The organism is Xanthomonas sp. NCPPB 1062 (assembly GCF_041481705.2).
In the GTDB taxonomy this organism is placed as follows: Bacteria; Pseudomonadota; Gammaproteobacteria; order Xanthomonadales; family Xanthomonadaceae; genus Xanthomonas; species Xanthomonas euvesicatoria.
In genome coordinates, this window is record NZ_CM192987.1 from 4,821,793 (window position 1) to 4,842,067 (window position 20,275).

The 20,275-nt window shown below is 63.7% G+C and carries 21 protein-coding genes; 13 read left to right on the forward strand and 8 right to left on the reverse strand.

Annotation, left to right across the window (positions count from 1 at the left end):
- Positions 1-54: 54 nt before the first annotated feature.
- Positions 55-603, reverse strand: a complete 549-nt coding sequence (locus tag ACCQ16_RS20555) for a YdeI/OmpD-associated family protein (protein ID WP_277573465.1) — start codon at positions 601-603, stop codon at positions 55-57.
- 107 nt (positions 604-710) lie between these two features.
- Positions 711-1,613, reverse strand: a complete 903-nt coding sequence (locus ACCQ16_RS20560; RefSeq protein ID WP_277573466.1) for a LysR family transcriptional regulator — start codon at positions 1,611-1,613, stop codon at positions 711-713.
- A 100-nt stretch (positions 1,614-1,713) separates the two neighbouring features.
- Here ACCQ16_RS20560 and ACCQ16_RS20565 point away from each other — a divergent pair, with 100 nt between their 5' ends.
- The 3 genes from ACCQ16_RS20565 (at position 1,714) to ACCQ16_RS20575 (ending at position 4,643) form a co-directional block, all read left to right on the forward strand.
- Positions 1,714-2,547 carry an SDR family oxidoreductase gene (locus ACCQ16_RS20565; protein WP_277573467.1) on the forward strand — a complete coding sequence of 278 codons (834 nt, stop codon included), beginning with the start codon at positions 1,714-1,716 and terminating at the stop codon, positions 2,545-2,547.
- A 158-nt stretch (positions 2,548-2,705) separates the two neighbouring features.
- Positions 2,706-3,254, forward strand: a complete 549-nt coding sequence (locus ACCQ16_RS20570) for an RNA 2'-phosphotransferase (protein WP_277573468.1) — start codon at positions 2,706-2,708, stop codon at positions 3,252-3,254.
- 123 nt (positions 3,255-3,377) lie between these two features.
- Positions 3,378-4,643 carry a phospholipase D-like domain-containing protein gene (locus ACCQ16_RS20575; protein ID WP_218499886.1) on the forward strand — a complete coding sequence of 422 codons (1,266 nt, stop codon included), beginning with the start codon at positions 3,378-3,380 and terminating at the stop codon, positions 4,641-4,643.
- A 24-nt stretch (positions 4,644-4,667) separates the two neighbouring features.
- Here ACCQ16_RS20575 and ACCQ16_RS20580 read toward each other — a convergent pair whose 3' ends face one another.
- A complete protein-coding gene (locus ACCQ16_RS20580; protein ID WP_031425182.1) occupies positions 4,668-5,180 on the reverse strand; it encodes a CcdC protein domain-containing protein in 513 nt (170 codons plus the stop codon).
- Between the two features lie 272 nt (positions 5,181-5,452).
- Here ACCQ16_RS20580 and ACCQ16_RS20585 point away from each other — a divergent pair, with 272 nt between their 5' ends.
- Together ACCQ16_RS20585 and ACCQ16_RS20590 are read left to right on the forward strand one after the other, a co-directional pair.
- Entirely contained in the window at positions 5,453-5,659 is a 207-nt protein-coding gene (locus ACCQ16_RS20585) for a hypothetical protein (RefSeq protein WP_029820588.1), read from the forward strand.
- Positions 5,646-6,752, forward strand: coding sequence for a type II toxin-antitoxin system RelE/ParE family toxin (locus ACCQ16_RS20590; protein ID WP_029820587.1), 1,107 nt, complete (start codon positions 5,646-5,648; stop codon positions 6,750-6,752). The genes ACCQ16_RS20585 and ACCQ16_RS20590 overlap by 14 nt, the downstream gene beginning before the upstream one ends.
- A gap of 204 nt (positions 6,753-6,956) precedes the next feature.
- On the opposite strand, the gene ACCQ16_RS20595 is transcribed toward ACCQ16_RS20590, so the two are convergent.
- Complete coding sequence (locus ACCQ16_RS20595) at positions 6,957-7,445, reverse strand: hypothetical protein (protein WP_031425186.1); 489 nt, start codon at positions 7,443-7,445, stop codon at positions 6,957-6,959.
- A gap of 699 nt (positions 7,446-8,144) precedes the next feature.
- On the opposite strand from ACCQ16_RS20595, the gene ACCQ16_RS20600 reads away from it, so the two are divergent.
- Together ACCQ16_RS20600 and ACCQ16_RS20605 are read left to right on the forward strand one after the other, a co-directional pair.
- Positions 8,145-8,582 (forward strand): DUF6393 family protein, encoded by a 438-nt coding sequence (locus ACCQ16_RS20600; protein ID WP_228729415.1) that lies wholly within the window; start codon positions 8,145-8,147, stop codon positions 8,580-8,582.
- Positions 8,583-8,598: 16 nt separating this feature from the next.
- Complete coding sequence (locus ACCQ16_RS20605) at positions 8,599-9,303, forward strand: XVIPCD domain-containing protein (RefSeq protein ID WP_372380144.1); 705 nt, start codon at positions 8,599-8,601, stop codon at positions 9,301-9,303.
- Here the strand turns inward: ACCQ16_RS20605 and ACCQ16_RS20610 are convergent.
- Complete coding sequence (locus tag ACCQ16_RS20610; RefSeq protein WP_011347617.1) at positions 9,294-10,256, reverse strand: IS1595-like element IS1595 family transposase; 963 nt, start codon at positions 10,254-10,256, stop codon at positions 9,294-9,296. The genes ACCQ16_RS20605 and ACCQ16_RS20610 overlap by 10 nt on opposite strands.
- 188 nt (positions 10,257-10,444) lie before the next feature.
- Here ACCQ16_RS20610 and ACCQ16_RS20615 point away from each other — a divergent pair, with 188 nt between their 5' ends.
- Positions 10,445-10,612, forward strand: a complete 168-nt coding sequence (locus tag ACCQ16_RS20615; RefSeq protein WP_218505544.1) for a hypothetical protein — start codon at positions 10,445-10,447, stop codon at positions 10,610-10,612.
- 694 nt (positions 10,613-11,306) lie between these two features.
- On the forward strand, positions 11,307-12,926 hold the full coding sequence (locus ACCQ16_RS20620; RefSeq protein ID WP_372380145.1) for an alpha/beta hydrolase: 1,620 nt from the start codon (positions 11,307-11,309) through the stop codon (positions 12,924-12,926).
- 110 nt (positions 12,927-13,036) lie between these two features.
- Here ACCQ16_RS20620 and ACCQ16_RS20625 read toward each other — a convergent pair whose 3' ends face one another.
- The gene (locus ACCQ16_RS20625) at positions 13,037-13,435 is read right to left on the reverse strand and encodes an antitoxin Xre/MbcA/ParS toxin-binding domain-containing protein (RefSeq protein ID WP_008574610.1); all 399 of its coding nucleotides are present in this window, start codon (positions 13,433-13,435) and stop codon (positions 13,037-13,039) included.
- Between the two features lie 319 nt (positions 13,436-13,754).
- On the opposite strand from ACCQ16_RS20625, the gene ACCQ16_RS20630 reads away from it, so the two are divergent.
- Entirely contained in the window at positions 13,755-14,186 is a 432-nt protein-coding gene (locus ACCQ16_RS20630; protein ID WP_029820583.1) for a hypothetical protein, read from the forward strand.
- An 18-nt stretch (positions 14,187-14,204) separates the two neighbouring features.
- Here ACCQ16_RS20630 and ACCQ16_RS20635 read toward each other — a convergent pair whose 3' ends face one another.
- Positions 14,205-14,897 carry a DUF2306 domain-containing protein gene (locus tag ACCQ16_RS20635; protein ID WP_057682237.1) on the reverse strand — a complete coding sequence of 231 codons (693 nt, stop codon included), beginning with the start codon at positions 14,895-14,897 and terminating at the stop codon, positions 14,205-14,207.
- A gap of 30 nt (positions 14,898-14,927) precedes the next feature.
- Entirely contained in the window at positions 14,928-15,830 is a 903-nt protein-coding gene (locus ACCQ16_RS20640) for a pseudouridine synthase (protein ID WP_372380146.1), read from the reverse strand.
- Positions 15,831-16,195: 365 nt separating this feature from the next.
- Here ACCQ16_RS20640 and ACCQ16_RS20645 point away from each other — a divergent pair, with 365 nt between their 5' ends.
- From ACCQ16_RS20645 to ACCQ16_RS20655, 3 genes are all read left to right on the forward strand, one after another.
- Positions 16,196-17,746 (forward strand): choice-of-anchor Q domain-containing protein, encoded by a 1,551-nt coding sequence (locus tag ACCQ16_RS20645; RefSeq protein ID WP_372380366.1) that lies wholly within the window; start codon positions 16,196-16,198, stop codon positions 17,744-17,746.
- Positions 17,747-18,096: 350 nt separating this feature from the next.
- Positions 18,097-18,948: a chymotrypsin family serine protease gene (locus tag ACCQ16_RS20650; protein ID WP_372380147.1), complete on the forward strand. Its 852-nt coding sequence runs from the start codon at positions 18,097-18,099 to the stop codon at positions 18,946-18,948.
- A 469-nt stretch (positions 18,949-19,417) separates the two neighbouring features.
- Entirely contained in the window at positions 19,418-20,254 is an 837-nt protein-coding gene (locus tag ACCQ16_RS20655) for a restriction endonuclease (RefSeq protein ID WP_372380148.1), read from the forward strand.
- Positions 20,255-20,275: the final 21 nt, after the last annotated feature.

Below are 20,275 nucleotides of genomic sequence, written 5' to 3' on the forward strand. Positions count from 1 at the left end.
ATGTAAGCATTTTGGCTTATAGATGGCGGCAACTCGTACACCGGGCCGCCTGCTTCAGCCCGCTTTTGGCGTGGGTGCCGCCAGCGCGTGGCTGTACTTGCCGGAGCGATCGAAACAGCACGCACGCCGCTTGCCCGAGGCCAGCATGGCGCATGCGGTAGCGATGCGCTTGCCCCGCGTTTGGGCCTTCTTGCCGGACACAACCCAGAAGATCCAATCGCGCCGCGCCACGGCGGTGATGTCGTCCCAGGTCGCACGCGCGGCCGGATGCGCGGCCAGCGCTGCATGCAGATCGTCCGGCACCAGCGGCTCGGGCTCTTCGGCCACGGGCGTCAGCGCGAGCGCCACCGTCTGTCCAGCGCACACACCGGCTGCCTGCTGCAGGGCGCGTTCGATCGTCAGCCAATGCCCGCCCCGCCCGTCCGGCTGCAGCGTCGCCTGCAGTGGGTGCCCGGCCACCGTCCCAGTGACGCTCACCATGCTGCGCGTGGGCAACGCGTTGCTCGCCGCTGCAGGCAGCAGCAGAAACAGCCAGCTGGCATCGGCCGGCGTTGCCGGTTGCAGCAAGGTGGCAATGAACCGGATGGCGGCGGCCGGACGCATGGCGCGAACCATAGCACCGCACACCGCCGGGTTCTGCTGTTGCTGCCGCGCATTGGCGCACGCGTGATCGTGCAGGCAGCGCCATGGTCGGAGCCGTGAGGTGCGCTTCAGCCGTGCTGCGGCAGCAGCTCCTTGAGCGTCTCGATAAAGGCGCGCAGACCCGGCGGCAGATGCCGATGCCCCGGGTAGTACAGCACCAGCCCCGGAATGGTGGGACACCATGCGTCCAGCACAGGCACCAACGTGCCGCGTTGCAGGGCGGCGCTGACCGCGTACTCGGGCACGTAGGCGATGCCAAGGCCGGCTTCGGCCGCCTCGCGCATCGGCGCGATCTGGTCCAGGGTGAGCCGCCCGGGCACATCGATCACCACCTCCTCGCCACGGCGCTCGAACTCCCAGTGGTACAGCCGGCCGCTGGGCATGCGGTGGCGGATGCAGGCATGCCGGTGCAAGGCATCGGGCGTTGATGGAATCCCGGCGCGCGCAAGATAGGCGGGCGCCGCGACGGCGAGGAAACGCGTAGGCCCACCGAACGGTACCGCCACCATGTCCTGCGGCACCGACTCGCTGAAGCGAATGCCGGCATCGCATCCTGCAGCCACGATATCCACCAGCCGGCCTTCGCTCACCAGATCCACCGATAGCGCCGGGTGGCGCGCCAGCACTTGCGGCACTACCTGCTGCAGCAAGACCTGCACCACCACTTCCGGTGCGTTGATGCGTACCGTGCCGGTGGGCCCGCCACGGAAATCGTCCAGCGCCAGCAACGCGTGGTCCACCTCCTGCAGCGCCGGCGCCAGCCTTGCGTACAGGCGCTCGCCGGCTTCGGTCAACGACACGCTACGGGTGGTCCGGTGCAACAGGCGCACGCCGAGATTGCGCTCCAGTGCGCTGATCACATGGCTGAGCGAGGACGGCGCCAAGCCCACCTCAGCGGCGGCACGCCGAAAGCTGCGGTGCGTGGCCACCGCAGTGAAGGCGACCAGATCGTTGAAGCCGGGCTTGGACATTGGTGGCAAAACCGCATCAAGTCATTCGAATTTTATGGCATAGACCCAACAATTCCCGTTTCCTAGAGTGACGCCTTCTCCAGCGAACAAGGCCACTCCCATGTCCAAGACCTGGCTCATTACAGGCGCATCGTCCGGCTTCGGCCGCCTCCTAGCAGAGACCGTGCTGGCGCGCGGCGACCGGATCGTCGCCACCGTCCGCAAACCACAGGCGCTGGCCGATCTGCAGGCCCGGTATGGCGATGCAGCGACGGTGCTGCAGCTGGACGTGCGCGACTTTGCAGCCGTGCACGTAGCGGTGGCGCAGGCATTCGCAGCGCTGGGTCGCATCGATGTGGTGGTCAGCAATGCCGGATACGGCACGCTGGGCGCGGCCGAGGCCGCCACCGAGGCGCAGGTCCGCGCGATCATCGACACCAACCTCATCGGCTCCATCGCAGTGATCCAGGCAGTGTTGCCGCGGCTGCGCCAGCAGGGCGGCGGGCACGTGGTGCAGGTGTCATCGGAAGGTGGGCAGATCGCCTATCCCGGCTTCAGCCTGTACCACGCCAGCAAGTGGGGCATCGAAGGCTTCGTCGAGGCCGTGCAGCAGGAAGTGGCCGGCTTCGGCATCCACTTCACCCTGGCCGAACCCGGCCCGGCCCGTACCAATTTCGGCGCCGCCTTGGTGCGCACCCACATTCCTGCCGACTACGCCGACACGCCGGTCGGGGCGCTCAGCCGCGCACTGGACGATGGCAGCTGGGTCATCGCGGGCGACCCGCAACGCATGGTCGAGGCGATGATCGCCAGCACCGAACACGCCCCGCCACCGCGGCGTCTGGTGATGGGTGCCAGCGCCTACCATTCCATCCGGCAGGCCCTGGGCGCCCGCTTGGCCGAACTCGAGGCGCAACGCGGCATTGCCCTGTCGACCGACAGCCCGCCACCGTGATGCGGCAGACGCAGACGCAGACACGGAAGTGGATGTCGATGTGCCTGCGCGACGCCGCACGCAGACACGCGCTGCATGCCGCGCATCGTGCAGTGCGTGGGGTCTGCGCAGCGCGCGGCGGTAGACTCGCATCCACGCACCACACCCCAGCACTGCACATGCGCTCGCTGCACACCGAGACCAGCAAGTTCCTCAGCTATGTCCTTCGCCATGCACCGCAGTCAATCGGGCTGACACTGGATCGCCAAGGATGGGCCGACATCGATGCCCTGATCGCTGCCGCCACTGCCGCTGGAAGGGCGCTGGATGCAGACCTGATCCGTGCAGTGGTCTCCAGCAACGACAAGCAGCGCTTTGCGCTGTCTGCCGATGGTCGGCAAATCCGCGCAGTCCAAGGCCACTCCACAGCGACCGTCGCTCTGATGCATATGCCGCGCACACCGCCATCGATGCTGTACCACGGCACCGCGACCCGCTTTCTCGAGGCGATCCTTGCCCAAGGCCTGCAGCCCGGGCAACGCCATCATGTGCATCTGTCCGCTGATCCCAAGACCGCCACCACGGTCGGCGCACGGCACGGCGCACCCAGTGTGCTACGCGTGCACAGCCTGCAGATGCACGAGGACGGCCATGTTTTTTACCAGGCCGACAACGGCGTCTGGCTGACGCGGCATGTACCGCCGAACTACCTGCATCTGGTGCAGTGAGGCAGGCAGCACATCGCGTGCATGCCACCTCCTGCTGCTGCCCCTTCACAAACCCCATGCCACCGGCCTTGCCAAAATGCCGGCCGCTTGCGCCCGCAGTGGCGGGACATCGGAGTGGGATGCATGACATGGATCATCGTGGCCGCCGTGGCGGTCACCTTGCTGGTGGGGCTGCTGCTGCTCAACTTCGCCACGCCGGAGAAAAAGCTCGAGCACATCCCCAAACACCTGTACGACGTTGCCGATCCGCAATTCAAGCGCGAGATGTCGGTGTTGCTGGGGCCGGCCATCCTGCCGGGCAACAGGATCGACGTGCTCAATAACGGCCGCGAGATCTTTCCGGCCATGCTGGAGGCCATCGGCAGCGCGCAGCACACCATCACGTTCGAAACCTATATTTATTGGTCGGGCGAGATCGGCCGCGAGTTCAGCGACGCCTTGTCCGAGCGCGCGCGTGCCGGGGTGGATGTGCGGGTCACCATCGACTGGGGTGGCAGCCTGAAGATGGACCATGCACTGGTGGACACCATGACCGAGGCCGGCGTGGAGGTGCATCGCTACCGCCCGCTGGCCTGGTACAACCTGCACCGCATCAACAACCGCACCCACCGCAAGTTGCTGGTGATCGATGGCCGCATCGGCTTCACCGGTGGGGTCGGCGTGGCCGACCAATGGATGGGCGACGCGCAGGACCCGGACCATTGGCGCGACACCCACTACCGCATCGAGGGCCCGGTGGTGGCGCAGGTGCAGACCGCCTTCAACGACAACTGGATCAAGACCACCGGCCGTGTGGTCAACGGCGCGCAGTATTACCCGGCGCTGGAGGCTGCCGGCGACAGCGATGCGCAGTTGTTCGTGGCCTCGCCGGCCGGCGGCAGCGAAAGCATGCACCTGATGTACCTGATCGCCATCGCCGCCGCACGCAGCAGCATCGACCTGGCTGCGGCGTATTTCGTACCCGATGCCTTGATCACCCGCTCGCTGCTCGAAGCACGTACGCGCGGCGTGCGCATCCGGGTGCTGCTGCCCGGCAAGCATATCGATGCCGTCTCGGTGCGGCTGGCCTCCAAGGCCAGCTGGGAGCCGCTGCTGCAGGCCGGCATCGAGATCCACGAATACCAGCCGACCATGCTGCATACCAAGCTGCTGATCATCGACGGCCTGTTGGTGTCGGTAGGCTCCACCAATTTCGACATCCGCTCGTTCCGCCTCAACGACGAGGCCAGCCTGAATGTCTACGACCGCACGCTGGCCGCACGCATGACCGAGGTATTCGAACGCGATCTGCAACGTGCCGAGCAGTATTCGCTGGAGCGCTGGCGCGCGCGGCCGTTGCGGCAGAGGCTTGGCGAGAAACTGGTGTTCCCGTTCCGCTCGCAGGTGTGAGCGCGCAGGGCCAATCGCGGCGGGTCAGCGTGCCGCCTGCAGGCGCAGCTGGCGCAGCCGCCACCACAACCCGCCCACGTGCACCAGCGAATACAGCACCAGTGCCGCGGCAATCCCCAGGGTCAGCGGGCTGGCCTGCGAACCGGCCGCCGCCGCACCGGCAGTGAACGCGCCATCGGCCCAGCGCCAGGCCAGGCGCCCCAGCAACACCAGCGTCAAACCGCCGCCGATCCAGGGATTGGGCGTGTACCAGCCTTGGCCATCCACCCATCCGGCATGCGTGTAGCGCAGCGACAGCGCACCCAGGCCGATGCCGACCAGCGCGCCTGCGGCAATGCCGAACCGCACCTGCGGCAAGCCGTACACCGCGAACGCCAGTGCTGCCACCGCGATCAGCAGCACCGCGCTGCGCACCGCCGTGGCCATCGGCTTCCATTGCTGGCGCCCGAAGCTGCGCCGGATGCGCCGGTAGTAGAGGTAGCTGATGGCGGCCATCGAGAGATACGGCGTCAGGGGTGCGATGGCAGCGGCAGGCATGGCGAGTCCTTTGCGAATGAGTGAAGCGACCCGCGCAGAATGAAACCAGCCGTGGGCCCGAACAAGGTGCCAAGTGTCACTTTCTGCAGGCGGCAGCACTGCCGGTCGCTGCCCGGCATCGGGCATGCGGTTAGGCCGTGCGCCACCCAGACCGCTGCTGCGCAGGCGCTTGCCGCCTGCCCGGTGAACGCCGCGCGCGGACGCCGGCGCCTGCCACACGCGAACAGGAGCGGCGCGGGTAGACTTGCGCAGTGCTCCCCCACCGCCGTGCCATGTCCGCCATCAAGCAAGACGCCCACATGCTGATCGACACGCTGCCCGAGACGGCTGGATGGAGTGACGTGGTCCGCGTCGTGGCCGACGCCAGCTTCCAGGCCGCGGTGCAGGACGGCATTGCCGCTGCAGATCAGGGCGCGTTGACGGCTCCGGCACAGGTGAGCGCACTGTTCGCCAGATGGGGCGTTGATGTTACGGCGTGACTGGACCGTCCCGGCCGCCACGCAGCTTGCACACGCCCAGGATCACTACCACGCGCTCAACCCGACCGCCGCTGCCGCGATGGCGCGGCAGGTGCTGGAAGCCACCCGCACCCTGGCCGAGCAACCCGGCCGTGGCCGCGCTGGCCGCGTGCCCGGCACCCGCGAATGGGTGGTCAAGCAGACCCCGTACGTGCTGGTCTACCGCGTGCGCGAGGGCGCCCTGCAGGTGCTGCACGTCCATCTGGATGCCAGCGACTGGCTGCCCCGCACCGAGCCGCTGATCGAACGCATCGAACCGTGGATTGCCGCGCTGATCAGCGCGCTGCTGCACGTGCTGATGTTGCTGATCCTGCTGTCGGCCTCCACCCCCGCCATGACCCCGCCGCAGGGCTCGGCCAGCGGTGGACGCATCAAGGTGGATTTTGTCGGCGACACCTCCCAGCCCGATCAGCCGGTGCCCTCGCCCACCCCGGTACCACCGACATCCACGCCCGTGCAGCCGCCACCGGCGGCCTCGCCGGTGCAGTCCACGCTGGTGCAGCAGGCCAAAAATCCGGTGCCGCCGCAGGGCGATACCGCGCAAGGCAGCCTGGCCGAACGCCGCCAGCCGCGTCGCCAGCAACGCCCCACCCCGCCGCAACCGCCCGCACCGCCGGCGGCATCCGCACAGCGCCGCCCGGACACCTGGACTGGCCGGCCGCCCGGCATGCTGGACGAACCGGCCGACGGCGCCGAAGACGGCATGGCCAACACCCCCACCATCAGCCAGGGCCGCCGCAACGACCGCAACAACGCCCAGCCCAGCCTGGATATCGGCGGCTTCCAGGTCTATTACGACGTGCGCAGCGAAACCCAGCTGCGCGCCTGGAAAGAACAAGGCATGCAGGAAATCGCCATCATCCTGCCCGGCACCCAGCAACGCATGATCTGCCCGCTGGATGTCGCGCTCAAGCGCGGCTCCAGCAAATGCCGCCTGCTGCCGCCGGATTCGCCCGAACTGAAGTCCATCGGCGACGCCCGCGAAGTCATCAACATGATGGAGGTTTACCGCCAGGGCGAACCGGTCTGGCGTGGGCCGGGGCCGTATCGCTGAGGGCTGGTTGCCTGCCACACATCGCGGCAGGCAACCACGCCGCTTGCTCGGATATGGCGTCCCGGACAACGCCACCGCTCGCCCATCGCCAGCGTCCTGTGCTGGGCACATCCTGCTCCGGAAACGCGGCCGCTTAGCGATTGCTCGAACGCACTGAAGCCCTGGTCGGCTGGCCCGTCCGGCGGCGACTGGGATGCTGCAACATCAACGCCCCTGGTCCTTTCCAAGCTGGCTGCTCAAGGCTCCCTGGAAGGGCGCCGGATCGCTGGTGACCAGGCAGTTGTAGCGCTTGTCGCTGTTGAGCACGAGCACGGACGACTTGGGGTCCTTGAAATTCAGCCCGACCGAGAACAGCACATAAGTGTTGGGCAGTGCGCTCGGCCGGAACGCACCAAACGCATACTCGCCGGACAACCCCAACGGCGACAGCGGCACCGTGAGCATCAGCGGCTGCGTGGCAACAGGCGATGGCAGCGACGCCGAAGCGGTCATCATCTTCGACTGCACATCGATGGAATAGGTGGTGGTGACGGCCACTCCCAGGTATTTGGACGTCGGCTCCGCAACCTGCTTGCGACACGCGGCAACATCTTCGGGCTTCTGATCCTGCTGGCCGTTCTGCAGCGTGGCGAAGACATGGCGCAACGTAACCGTTTCCTTCCCGGGCACCGCTGCGGCAACAGCTGCGCTCATACACAGCACCATCGCCACAAGCGAGAGGCTGCATGCCGCAAGCGCACAGCGACGGTTTTTTTTCTGGATCATTTTGATCACTCCTGAGTGTGAGTTTATGGTGCAAGGACGATCAGCGGCCACGGTTTGTAGTGCGATGTACTGCGCTTTGAAAGAGCACGCAGTGCCATTTGCGAACATCTCAAACAGCAGATAATCGCTTGCGCTTTTGACGATTAGATACGGCGTTGAAGGTAATTCCAGATCTCCATCGATGTTTAATCGATTACTTTCTGGTGCAGCGATTTTGAGTTTCTGCAACATGCCAACCCGACAAATCGTCTCAGCGATTTCGTTACGTGATGCAGTTTTGATTTTCAGAGGAGAACAAACCGGGTTCGGTCGATCGAGCTAGAAAACAGCTGAGACAGAACGGATCCGTCACTTAGTGAGCGACTCGGTACGTCAAGGCCGCTACTGAAGTCTGAGCGTCTATTGATGACTCATGGATTGCTCTTACTCACCGATCCATGCTGGGCTTGGCCCAGAAGCGTCAGCGCAAAGCCCATTGACAATCCGCTCAACGACTATCGGCTCTTGAGAGCTTGTAGTAAGCTGGCAGCCGTCCGCCTGAACGCTACTCGGTTTTCGAGCTTGGCCGAGAAGGACAGTATCTCGCGGATATTCGAATCACGTGATTAGTCGCATCAGGAGATCGCCATGCCACGCATCATGTCGAAGGGCTTGGCCGCAACACTTGCACTTGTCGGGGTTGCGGTACTTCCACTTTCGTCCTGCGCCAATGCGGACAATGCGCGCACTACTTCGACACAGGAAGACCCCTCGATGACAGGAGCCAGCCCAATGTTTGACGAGATTTATGCTTCCCAAAAACCCGTTCGATTCGAGCAGATCGATGTGAGCAATATCGTTACGAAATACATACCGTTGGGCACTACAAAGGCGTCGGTGCTAGAGACCTTCGGTAAATCTCCAACCTCGAAGGTCGTTGAAGACACCGAAAGCAAGATTGTCGTCAGGGACAACAAGGGACAAGCGATGTTGGATCCCGATGCACGTTCCGTAGTGATGACTTTTTCTTTGGATGCCGACGGCAAGGTGACACACGTCGAAGCCGTTCATATCAAGAATCAGTAAGCCACAGGAGCATGTCATGGATGAGAAGATCGAAGTCGGGTACCGGAATATCGGGGCTGCTCTCGGCAAGGAATACCACCACAAGTTCCTTCTCTACACGGACAAGGAGGGCAACCAGCGCACTATTAGCGGCTGGACTGGCGATGAGCGACCTGGATTGCCGTACGGACGGATGCACGTTGAGACCAACCTCCCCTATGACCGAAACAACCCTGATCATCGGGACAATCCGAATGCAATTGGCCAAAAGCAGTATCGGGAAGAGATTGCAAATGGCGCGGACTTGTCCGGAACGTGGGGCCGCATGGTCGCTAATGCCAGGAGTAAGGATGACAAATATCCCTACGATCCCCTGCTGCAAAACTCAAACACACTCGCTGATAGCGTTCTGCGGGACGTGGGTCTTCAGGAACCGAAAAACGACGGAGTCTTAGGACATTGGGCGCCTGCATCGGGGCGACAGCTGGACGAGTCGGTCCAGCCCGCGGTACCAGGTCTAGGTAATTCAGGACGTGCCTTTAGTGCAGGTGGAGCACCTCTCGATCCGCAACAAGAAGCCCGGCTGCGTGATGATCCATTGTTCAAACAGGCTCTTGCTGGACTCGACAAGCTGGGTCCAGATGCTGGTGTTTACACCAATCAGCAAGACAAGGAGCGGATTGCCGGCGCCCTGGCTGTCCAGGCAAAACTTAACCTGATTAGCCCTGACTCTCAGCCATGAAAATTGCTCGCTGCACGCAGGACCGGCTCTGGACATGGGTTGGATTGCATCATGGCCGTGGCAAGTCGCGGCAGCATCTCGCGCAAGCGGAATCGACGATTAAAACGATAGGCCGCTTCTCCCAGGTAGCGCCTTGCGTATTTGCCTTGCGCGATAGCGTGATACACGCCGCTGATGGCGCGTTTGAGATTGCCCAGCACCACGTTGAGCCAACGTGCACCGGCCGTTTCGGTCGCGGCACGACCACCGCCAGTGTCCAGCGTGGTGTGCGCGTGGCCGGCGTCTTCCAGCCGGCGGAAGCAGGCCAGCCCATCGGTGTAGACCTCGCATTCGGGCGCCAGGCGACGGGCAATCCAGTCCTGCAGCGAGGTGTTGTCGAAGCTGCGCACCGGCTCAATCACCACAAAGCGCGGCGCGGTGAAGGTGGCATCGGTCTGCACCGCAATCAGGAACGCTTGTTTGTTCTCTGATCCGCGTCCGGCCTTGCCACCGTTACGCTCGCCGCCGAGATAGGCATCGTCGATCTGCACGAAACCCGCCAATTTCCGCGTGGCTTCACGCTCGGCCATGACCTGCATGATCTTGTGCTTCATCCGCCAGGCCGTCTTGTAGTTAACCCCCAGATGACGCATCAGCTCCAGTGCGGCCATGTTGGTTTTGGTCGAGGTCAACAGGTGCAAGGCCAGCATCCAGGTGCGCAGCGGCAGTTTGGTGCCTTCGAACATCGTGCCTGCCATCAGACTGGTCTGATGCCGGCACGCGCTGCATTGGTAGTAGATCGCAGCACGCCGCTTGAAACGCGAGCGCACGCGCCCGGCACAAACAGGGCAACGAAAGCCCTGCGGCCAACGCCACGTGTAGAGCGCGCGATAGCACTTGGCCTCGGTGCCGTAGAACGCGAAGAACTCAGGCATCGACAATCCAGCCTGGAACTGCACCGCATTGATGCTCATCACGTCACCTCGTTGGCTTCAGAGTGACAGCAGCATCCACCCAGCGCGGCGCAGATCCTGCGACTGGCGGCTGAAGGTCAGGGCTAATCAGGAAACTTAATCGTCCGCCTCTGCCCGAGATCCAAGAAGTCGTTCCAAGCCAAACCAATGGCAATGTCTTCGCAACTTATAAGAATCCAGGAAATGACATGGACCTCCTGCGCACCCATGTCGACAAAGGTGAGGCCGTCAAGCAGCCGTTGGCAGAGAACCTGCAGAAGCTGGAAACCGCAAACCAGCAAGCTGTACAGCCCCCCGCACAGGAAGCATCACGCTCGATAGATCAACCAAGTCATGGCGCACTCGGATTGCGATAAGCACGGCGAACTGGTTAGTTGCATATGATTACAAGCGCAAGAAACATAATCAAAATCAACTTGTATTGTGGACGTGCTCCGGGCCCGTCAACATAGCGCTCGACGAGTCTGGACCGTCATATCGGCATTGCCAGCAATTAGCCCACGCGATCAAGCGTTGGGCTGTCGGACAAGTGCACCGGAAGCTGACTGCCGGCATCGACGACGTTGTCTGCACCGAGTGGCACAGGGAAGAAGTAGGAATTATCAGTTCGCCACTCTACCAGTAGACAAGCGTCCATAGGTCGCTTTCTACCGGGTCGCAGCGATGCATGAACTTCTAACTACAAATATCGCCATATAACTTATCTGACGCCTGTCTGCTGCTTGCCTATCGATGTCTTGAGCTCCACTCGCAAATTCGACGTGACCTGGATATCCGGTTGCCTCAGCAGTTCAGACAGTCGATCTAACTGCATGGTATCTGTGCTGTATCAGCTGCGCTGAGCTAGTCCGCCCTCACCACAAACGCCTTGAACACATGCAACTCTAGCCACTCTTGCGCCGCAAGCGACCCCAACCTGAGCGCGTAAAATACCTGGATTGGATGCGCTGACCTCATCTCGCCCACAGCGCGCGCAGCTCCCCCAGAAACTGGCTACAGTCCGCACAGGGCCACCAAGCCCACCCCACACATCCGCTTTCAAGGATCTGCATGTCCCTGCATCGTCTTGCCCCACGCCTGGGCCTGGCCGTCGGCCTGTTGTGCGCTTGTGTCTTACACGCCGCCGAGCCGGCGCCGGCGCATCGTCTGCTGCGCGTCACCCTGGGCGGGGCGACCGACCAGGCCACGTCCGGGCGCCTGCTGGTGTTCGCCACCCTGGCCAAGGATGCCCAGGCGCAGGCCAAGCAAAGCGGGAAAGACGGCAAGGTGGAGGAGGTGGATATGAATCCCTTCCGCCCTACCGCAGTGGCGGTGGCCGCGCAGGAGGTCACCGCGCTGGCGCCCGGCGGCAGTGTGCAGATCGATCTGGACAACATCGCCTTCCCGCGCGGGTTTTCTGCGCTGCCGGCCGGCGATTATCTGTTCCAGGCCGTGCTCGACCCGGATGGCAGCTATGGCTACAGCGGCCGCGATGGCGGCGATCTGCTGAGCGAGGTCACCGCCGTGACATTGGCCAACGGCAAGGCGCTGCCGGCGCTGACCTTGAGCAAGCAGGTGCCGGTCTCGGACGATCCGTGGCAGGTCTCGCCACGCGCGCCGCAGGCGGTGCGCGATGCGGTGCCCGAAGCCAGGCTGCATAGCGCCGATGCCTCGATGGTGAGTCCGTCGCTCAGCGCGTTCTGGGGCCGACCGGTCTCGCTGCGCGCCCGTGTGCTGACGCCGCCCGACTACAACGCCAAGGCCGCCACGCGCTATCCCACCGTGTATGTCACGCATGGCTTCGGCGGTAACTACAACCGCTTCGCCGGCAGCATTGCATCCACCTGGCGCCTGATGGCGGCCAAGCAGATACCGCCGATGATCTGGGTCTTCCTGGATCAGTCCACGCCCACCGGTACCCACGAGTTCGCCGATTCGGTCAATAACGGCCCGTGGGGCACCGCGCTGACCGAAGAGCTGATTCCGGCGCTCGAGCGTCAGTACAAGATGGACGGCAAGGCCAGCGGCCGCTTCTTGAACGGGCATTCGTCCGGCGGCTGGGCCACGCTGTGGTTGCAGACGCGCTACCCCAAACTGTTCGGCGGCACCTGGTCCACCTCGCCGGATTCCAGCGATTTCCATGACTTCACCGGCCCGGATTTGTACGCGCCCAATGCCAACGTCTACCGCCGCGCCGACGGCAGCCAGTTTCCGCTGATCCGCGACCACGGCAAGGTGCTGGCCGATCTGGAAACCTTCGCCAAGCTCGAACGGGTGCTCGGCCCGTACGGCGGCCAGCTCACCTCGTTCGAGTGGGTCTTTTCGCCGCGCGGCGCCGACGGCCGCCCGCTGCCGATGTTCGACCGCGACACCGGCAAGGTGGACCCGGCCGTGGTGGCCTATTGGCGTACCCACTACGACATTTCCGCACGCGTGGCCGCGCAATGGCCCACGCTCAAGCCGGACCTGGACGGCAAGATCCATGTGATCGTCGGCACCGCCGATACGTTCTACCTGGATGGCGCGGCGCATAAATTCCAGGCGGTGCTCGATGGCCTGGGCGCCAAGAGCGATTTCCGCTATCTGGAAGGCCGCACCCACTTCGATCTCTACACCGAGGGCGACGACAGCGACGCGCTGATGAAGAAGATCGCCGCAGAGATGTACGCAGTGGCGCGACCGAAACGGTGAGTGGCTGAGATCATCGCGTTGCACACGGCTACCCGCGCGTGCAACGCCCGCCGCAACCGCACCGCGCATGCCGGACCGCATGCACGGCGGTGTCGATCAGGCATCAGGCATCAGGCAGAGCGCGGCAATTCCCATTCCACCTGCTGGCGCAGTACCAGCAGCAGCACCTGGATGCGCCCGCCACGCACCATCGCCGCAGGCGTCTGGCCGTCGAGGGCATTCATGGGTTGGCGGAACCAGCGGATCAGTGCCTCGTTATTGCCACCGTTCAAGGCCCACGCGTGGCAAACGATTTCGCCCAGGTTTTCGATGCCGGCGGTGCCAAGCAACTTGAGGTGTTCGGGGGTGAACGCAAACATCGACAGCACCAGCTCGGCGTCGGCCGCCTTGCCGTGGTCCACCTGCATCTGCTCGCTGTGCGCGGTGCTGTACAGCGCGCCCTGCGCGCGAAAATCTTCGGCGCGCCGCATGCCGGTAAGCACTGCTGCGATGAGGTCGGCGCGTTCCATGGGTTGTCCAGCTGAGTACGTGCGCGCACGCTAACCGGGCCGCTGCTGCCGCTCAATCGGGAGACTCCTGACAGCCGCCAGGCGCGTCAGCGGCCGTTGCGTGATGCAGCGCGGCGCGGCGGCCCGGCATCGAACACGCATGCTGGCCGGCGCATCGCCTGCACGGCGTCGCCCGTGCACGCCCGCCTTCGCAGCACTTAACGCAGCGGTTGCTAGCATCCGGGCGCGTCACTGGCAGCAGCCCGCGCGTGGATGGGCTGCAGTGTTGGAGTCTCACCTCATGAGGAGTTGTCAGATGCCCTGGAAATCCGCCCTTGCCATGCTTGCCCTGTCCACCGCCGCGCTGCCGGCGCTGGCCCAGTCCGACCGCCAGGTGGTCGAAGACATGCTCACCCGCTCGGCCAATGTCTGCCCCGGCCACAGCACCGAACGCACCACGCCCACCGTCAAGGCCGTACCGGTCGGCGCGCTGCGCGTGATGCTGGAACGCGGCCTGGTCATGTGCCCCGACCGTCGCCTGGACGCCGCAGCACCGGCCGTGTTCTACGGCCGCCTGGGCGTGTTCGCCTGGAACCCGGACGTGAAAGCCGGATCCACCGTCATCGCCAAACAGATCGACAGCATGACCCGCAAGGACGAATACCCCACCGACACCCTGGTGTGGGACGCCAAGGGCACCGCGCTCAAACAGCAGACCGTGCCGATGTTCGAACCCAGGCCGGGTGCGGCGGTGTTGTACAAGGTGCGTTGAGGCGTGCCGAAGCGGGTTTCAGCCACGCGTCGATGACGACCGCGGCACCTGGCGCGGCACAGCGATGCGCCTGCGCCAGGGCCTGGTCAGTGCCCGGCGGGTTGCCGCCACGTGGATCAGCACCGGCACCGCCCAGCTCGCCCAGAGCAGCGCGGCGATCGTGCCGGGCGAAGGCACCACCCCGGCCCCAACTGCTGCATAGAGCGCGATGCGAAACACCACCGGCGCCAGCGTCACCAGATATGCCCGCACCATCCAGCGCCGGTGCCGGTCGAGCTGCCCGCGGCCGATGGCCAGCAGGCCGACACATGCCACCGCCGCCCATGCCACTTCCGTCGCTGCGAAGGCAACGCGGATCGTCGTCGGCGCGGGCGAGGTAGCAATCAGCCCAGTGGCGCCAAGCATGGCCACCAGCATGCCGGCGACGTACGCCCGCCCAGTCCAGCGATGCACCCACGCCTGTCTGCGCCAGCGTTGCGTGGCGAACTGCAACGTGCCAAGCGCAATGCCCACCGCACCACCGCCGAGGTGGCACCACAACCAACCGCGGCGAGTCAGAAACATGCCATAGGCCGGCGAATCCATTGCGGCATACTTCAGATACACGTGCCGCACGAACTCACCGGCGAACACGGCCAGCGCAAGCCAGAGCAGCGCCCACAACAAGCTGGTCGATCGCCGGTAACGGGAGACCGCAACACCATCGCGCATCGGATCGACGTGCATGTCCCGCTCCTTCGGTCAGCCAGCGGCAGAGTGCATCGGCCCCACCGTTGCGGTGAAGTGCCTCGGCTCACCGGTCAGCGGGTCATCGAACGCCAATGTATGCGCGAACAGCTGCAGCGGGCGTTCCGGGTCATCGGGCCGCTGGGCTTCCAGCTCGGGATAAAACCGCTCGTGCAGGATCGGCGCGCCCAGCGCGGCCATGTGCACACGCAGTTGATGCTTGCGCCCGGTCACCGGCTCCAGCCGATACGTCCAGGTGTCTGCGTTGCGTGCGACCACCTCGATCACCGTCTCGCTGTTCGCTTCGCCCACGCCCTCGTGCATGCGGAAGAACGGCTCGCCCGGCACCAACAGGCTGCGGTGCACATGCGGAAACCTCAGCTGTGGCAGCGGTGGTGCCACCGCCAGGTAGTGCTTGCGGATGCGCCGTTGCCGAAACAAGGCCTGATAGATCCCGCGCGTGGCAGGGTTGGCCGAGAACAGCACCAGCCCCGCGGTTTCGCGATCGATGCGGTGCAATGGCACCAGCGCCGGATTGTCCAGCCGCCGCACCAGTCGCGTCAGCAGCGTCTCGCGCACGTATGCACCGGCGGGTGCCACCGGCAAGAAGTGCGGCTTGCAGACCACCACCAACTGCGCGTCGGCATGCACCACGGTCTCGACATAAGGAATCACCGGCTCATCGGCGACCTCGCGGAAATAGCGGATGTCCGCACCCACGCGATACGGTGCTGACAACGCCAGGGCCTGGTCGTTGGCATCGCGCACCAGGCCGCGTGCGAAGCGGTCGCGCCAACGCTCGGCCGCGATCGCCGGAAAACACGCGCACAGCGCCTCGAAGACCGAGACCCACGGGCCGGCAGGCAGCTGGAAGCGGCTGGCCGGCGTGCCATCGTAGGTACGGGGTGCATCGGGCATCGCCGGGATCGCAACAGGATCGAGAGTGCAGCATGGTAACGCGCGATGCGGCGACGCACTGCATGCAGCGTGGCAGTTGCATGCAGCAGTGCAGCATCGGTCGATCGCTGCACTGGCCGTAGTCGGCATGCGCGAAGCGATGTGCGCCCGCGCGATGGCGCCGCATCGACGCGTGGTGTGATGGAACTTAGGTTGGAAGCGCAATGCGTGTGATCGCGCCGCATGCCACGCCTCGATCGCGACGCTGCGGCTTGCAATACACCTGTCATCAAATCCGGTGACGTTGCGTACGTGCAACCGGCTCTCCTTCGATCCCTTTCTCAAGCAGGAACATCACCATGCGTTCAACACTTCACGCCACCGTCGTGACGGCGGGGCTTCTTGCGCTGGTCACCACCAGTGCGGCCATCGCCGCCGTGCCATCGGTGGCGCAATGCACCACGCCGCAGCCGTGGGCGCACTCCAATGCCGGCGTGGTGGTCGGCAACGGTACGGCCGCCAGTTGTACCGCCAGCGCTCTCGTCACTGCGGTGGCGCAAGGTGGCTATGTCACCTTCAACTGCGGCACCCGTGCAGCCAGCATCGCCGTCAACCAGACCATCAACATCAGCGCCAGCACGCCAACGGTGATCGATGGTCAGGGCAAGATCACCCTGGATGGCCGCCAGGCCGCGCGCATCTTCCAGGTGCAGAACGGCAATGCGCTGTCGGTACGCAATCTCAAACTGCAGAACGGCAGCTCCGTGCAGCCGGCATCCAATACACAGTACGCGCCCGGCACCTGGGGCGGTGGCGCGATCAAGGTCAGCTACCGCGGCAAGCTGGAAGTGATCAACAGCCAGTTCCTGGGCAACCGCAGCAGCATCGGTGGCGGTGCCATCTTTGCCGGCAGCGATACCGACGTGACCATCGTCAAGAGCGCGTTCTCCAAGAACACCTCCTGGCTGGGCGGCGCGCTCTATACCCAGCTCAGCCGTCTGACCATCGTCAATTCCGAATTCGTCGGTAACCAGGCCATCAATGCGCCGGCCGGCTTCCCGGATGCCGACCAGTTCGGTAACAGCGGCGCGATCGACACCGACGGCGCCTCGCTCGCCGGCTACCTCAACGCCGCTGCCGGTGGCGCAACGCTCTCGGTGTGCGGCACGGTGGTGCGCAACAACACCGCGGCCAACAGCGGCGGCGGCGCCACGTTGTGGGCGTATGCGCCCGACACCATCGACGTGCGCTACTCCACCTTCGCCAACAACATCGCCTATGGCGGCCCGGCCGGCGGTGCGCGCATCAGCCTGGGCTTCGGCGACACCACGCACTCCGGCACCACCATCACCACGCCGGGCATCATCAACATCGAAGAAACCAGCTTCATTTCCAACCGCGCCGAAAAGAGCAATGCCGGTGCCTTGTACATGGACTGCTACGGCCCGTCCTGCAATGTCAGCAACAGCACCTTCTACGGCAACTACGCTAAAGGTGTGGGCGCGGCGATCCAGCATGTAGGCTGGCAGCCGTCCAATGGCGACCAGGGCAAGACCACGGTGCGCTTCAACAACGTCACTTTCGCCGAGAACACCCCCGGGTCCACGTTGTTCGGCAGCGGCTTCGACATCCGCAACAGCGTCTTCTACTCCAAGACCGAGCGCACCTTCTGCAGCGACCAGAGCAGCACCGGCAACAACCTGATCGAGTACTCCGCTGCGGGCGGCTTGTTCCATAGCTGCCTCACCACCGGCCTGGCACGCGCCACCGACCCGCTGCTGGGCGCACCCGCCGCCAATGGCGGACCCACGCCTACCCAATTGCCGGCGGCCAATAGCCCGGTGCGCAATCTCGGCAGCAACTGCCGCACGATCGACCAGCGTGGTGTTGCGCGTGATACCGCGGTGTGCGATGTGGGCGCGGTGGAAATCAAGTAAATCGAACTGCGCGTCCCCGTTCCCTGGCGAGGACGCGCATTGTGTGGCCGAGTGGCTTAAGCCTGCTCGGTCATGCGATCAAGGATCCCCAGGACCAGCCCCTTTGTGCCGGCGACTGCGTCATCGAATCTGGCCTGTTGTGATGCGCACAGCTTGCTCAACCGCTGAAGCCGATCAAGCTGCATGTTGAAATCTTGCGCAGTTCCGGATTGGTCAATGCGCAGCTGCACGCAAAAGCGCGGCAGCGATCTACTTCGTTTGCTGCGGCGGCGCTTCGTCCCTAAAAAAATAGTTAATTGCCGAGGAATTACGATGTCTTGAGTTGTTTCACCATAACCTCGTAGGAAAAGATGATTAATATTTACTTCGCGCGTCCAGATACGTCTCAAAAGAAAATGGGACGTGCACGTCGCGGCTCTTTGATCGCCGTTGGTGTCCTGGCGCTCCTTGCGTCTGCCTCGGCGCTTGCCATCGATCAGGCCAGACTCCGGCAGCCAGTGGTTGGCGGTACGGTGCTGACGATGAGCCTGGGTAACCGCTGCACTGCCGGCCTTGTGCTTAAGCAGACAGGCGTCCTTGCTAACTTGACGCCCTATCGGAGAGCGGTCCGGTTCGTTCTGACTGCAGGTCACTGTGGTGACTACAACAGCACAGTGTCCGTAGATGGGGCAGATCTTGGCTATGTCTCATGGAAATCGAGCGTTTCAGATCTCGAATTGATTCGCGTGGAACCGGTGCTGCATAACTACCGGCACTGCGAAGCGCCATCAACGGGAATTCACTGCACAATCGTTTCGACCTACGAGCCGCGTGCGGTAGGCAAGGTCCTGCTCTCGCGGGCAATTCTTTATCGGTCGCGCGCTGGCGGGCTCGATACGATTGCGGTCAATGGCCACACGCCCGCTCCTCCGACTGACCGCTTCTGCACAAGCGGCATGAGCACCGACGTGTTGTGCGACTGGACCGATGCGCGCATTCCTGCAAATTTCCCAGACCCAGGACTCCAAGGACTGCATGCCGCCACCCCTGACTTCGGCGGCCTGACAGGCCCAGGCGATTCCGGCGGACCGGTGGTGAGCCCATCGGGAGTGATGCATGGGATCGTTAAAGGTCAAAACAATAATCTGAACATGATGTTTTATACATCTACAGCTCAGTTCTTCCGTGAGCAGCCTGATTATACGATTGCACCACCAAACTGATTTCGGCAGTGAAATGATTTGGCGAAGTATTCGCCTATCACTCCAGGCCGGCAGCTCCTTCCCCTTCAAGGGAAGGGGTTGGATGGAACGAATTGCCGCAACTGAATGTTGCCCGATTGATGTCAAGGCAGAGGACCTTCAAACCTGCCTCCACCGACGATCCAAAGACTCCGCTCGTAACGATGGCCAAATTGGCGACAACTAGCCCGCATTGCATCTGGTCAGGTTGATCGCCGTATCCGAAAACAATCCGCGCGCAACCCTCACCCGTTCAAGAGTCGGCTTGCAGCTGCCGATGCAACTGCCGACGTAGTTCTAGCGGACTCAAGCATTGAGGCCCGTGTAAGCATTCTGTGCTGAACTGCCCGATCCTCAACATTTGATTGGGTGCCGTTCGCAATGGCATCGTCCGCTTGCTGACAACGCGCGTTTCAGCGGTTATGTTCGAACCTGGAACGGGGGTTCTTGCATGGGACGCAGAAAGAAGCAGAGTGGGTTTGAAGCGTTGGCCGCGTTGCCGTGGCCGCTCGGCCTTGTTGCGGGAATCGTTGGGTATCTTGGGGTGCGCTACGGCATCGGCTGGTGGTTCTCCCACCATGGCGGGATGCTGTCGCAAGGGTTTGCCCAACAGTCGAGTGGGGCGTTCGCGCCATTGGCGTGGATGCTGCTCGGCATCTGCTGGCTCGCCGCGCTGTGCTCCTATCTGGGCTCACGCAGCCGGCGACGCTTTCTGGACACACGTACCACCCTGGAGAGCCTGGCCGCTGGCGGCTGGCGCCAATTCGAACGATTGGTAGGCGAAGCATTTCGCCGCCAAGGCTATAGCGTCGAAGAAACCGGCCTGGACGGCGCAGACGGCGGCATCGACCTGATTCTGCGTAAGGACGGCCGCCGCACACTCGTGCAATGCAAACAATGGAAGCGCCAGCAGGTTGGCGTCAGCGTCGTGCGCGAAATGTACGGCCTGCTGGCACATCACCAGGCCCACGCGGTCAAGATCGCCTGCATCGGCACTTACACGAAAGACGCCGAGCGCTTTGCCGAAGGCAAACCGATCGAATTGATCGGCGGCGAACAGTTGTTGGACATGATCCAAGCAGTGCAGCAACAAGCCACAGCGCAGCCGACGGCGATATCCGCGCGCATCGAGCCTGTCTTTGGTTCAGCTGATTCCACTGCCTCTGCAAACATTGCCACTCCAAGCTGCCCACGCTGCGGCAGCGCACTCGTGCAGAGAAGAAACCGGCGCAGCGGCGAGAACTTTCTGGGTTGCAGCCATTTTCCTAGGTGCAGAGGAATTTCGTAAGCGAACCTGACCCCCGTTTTT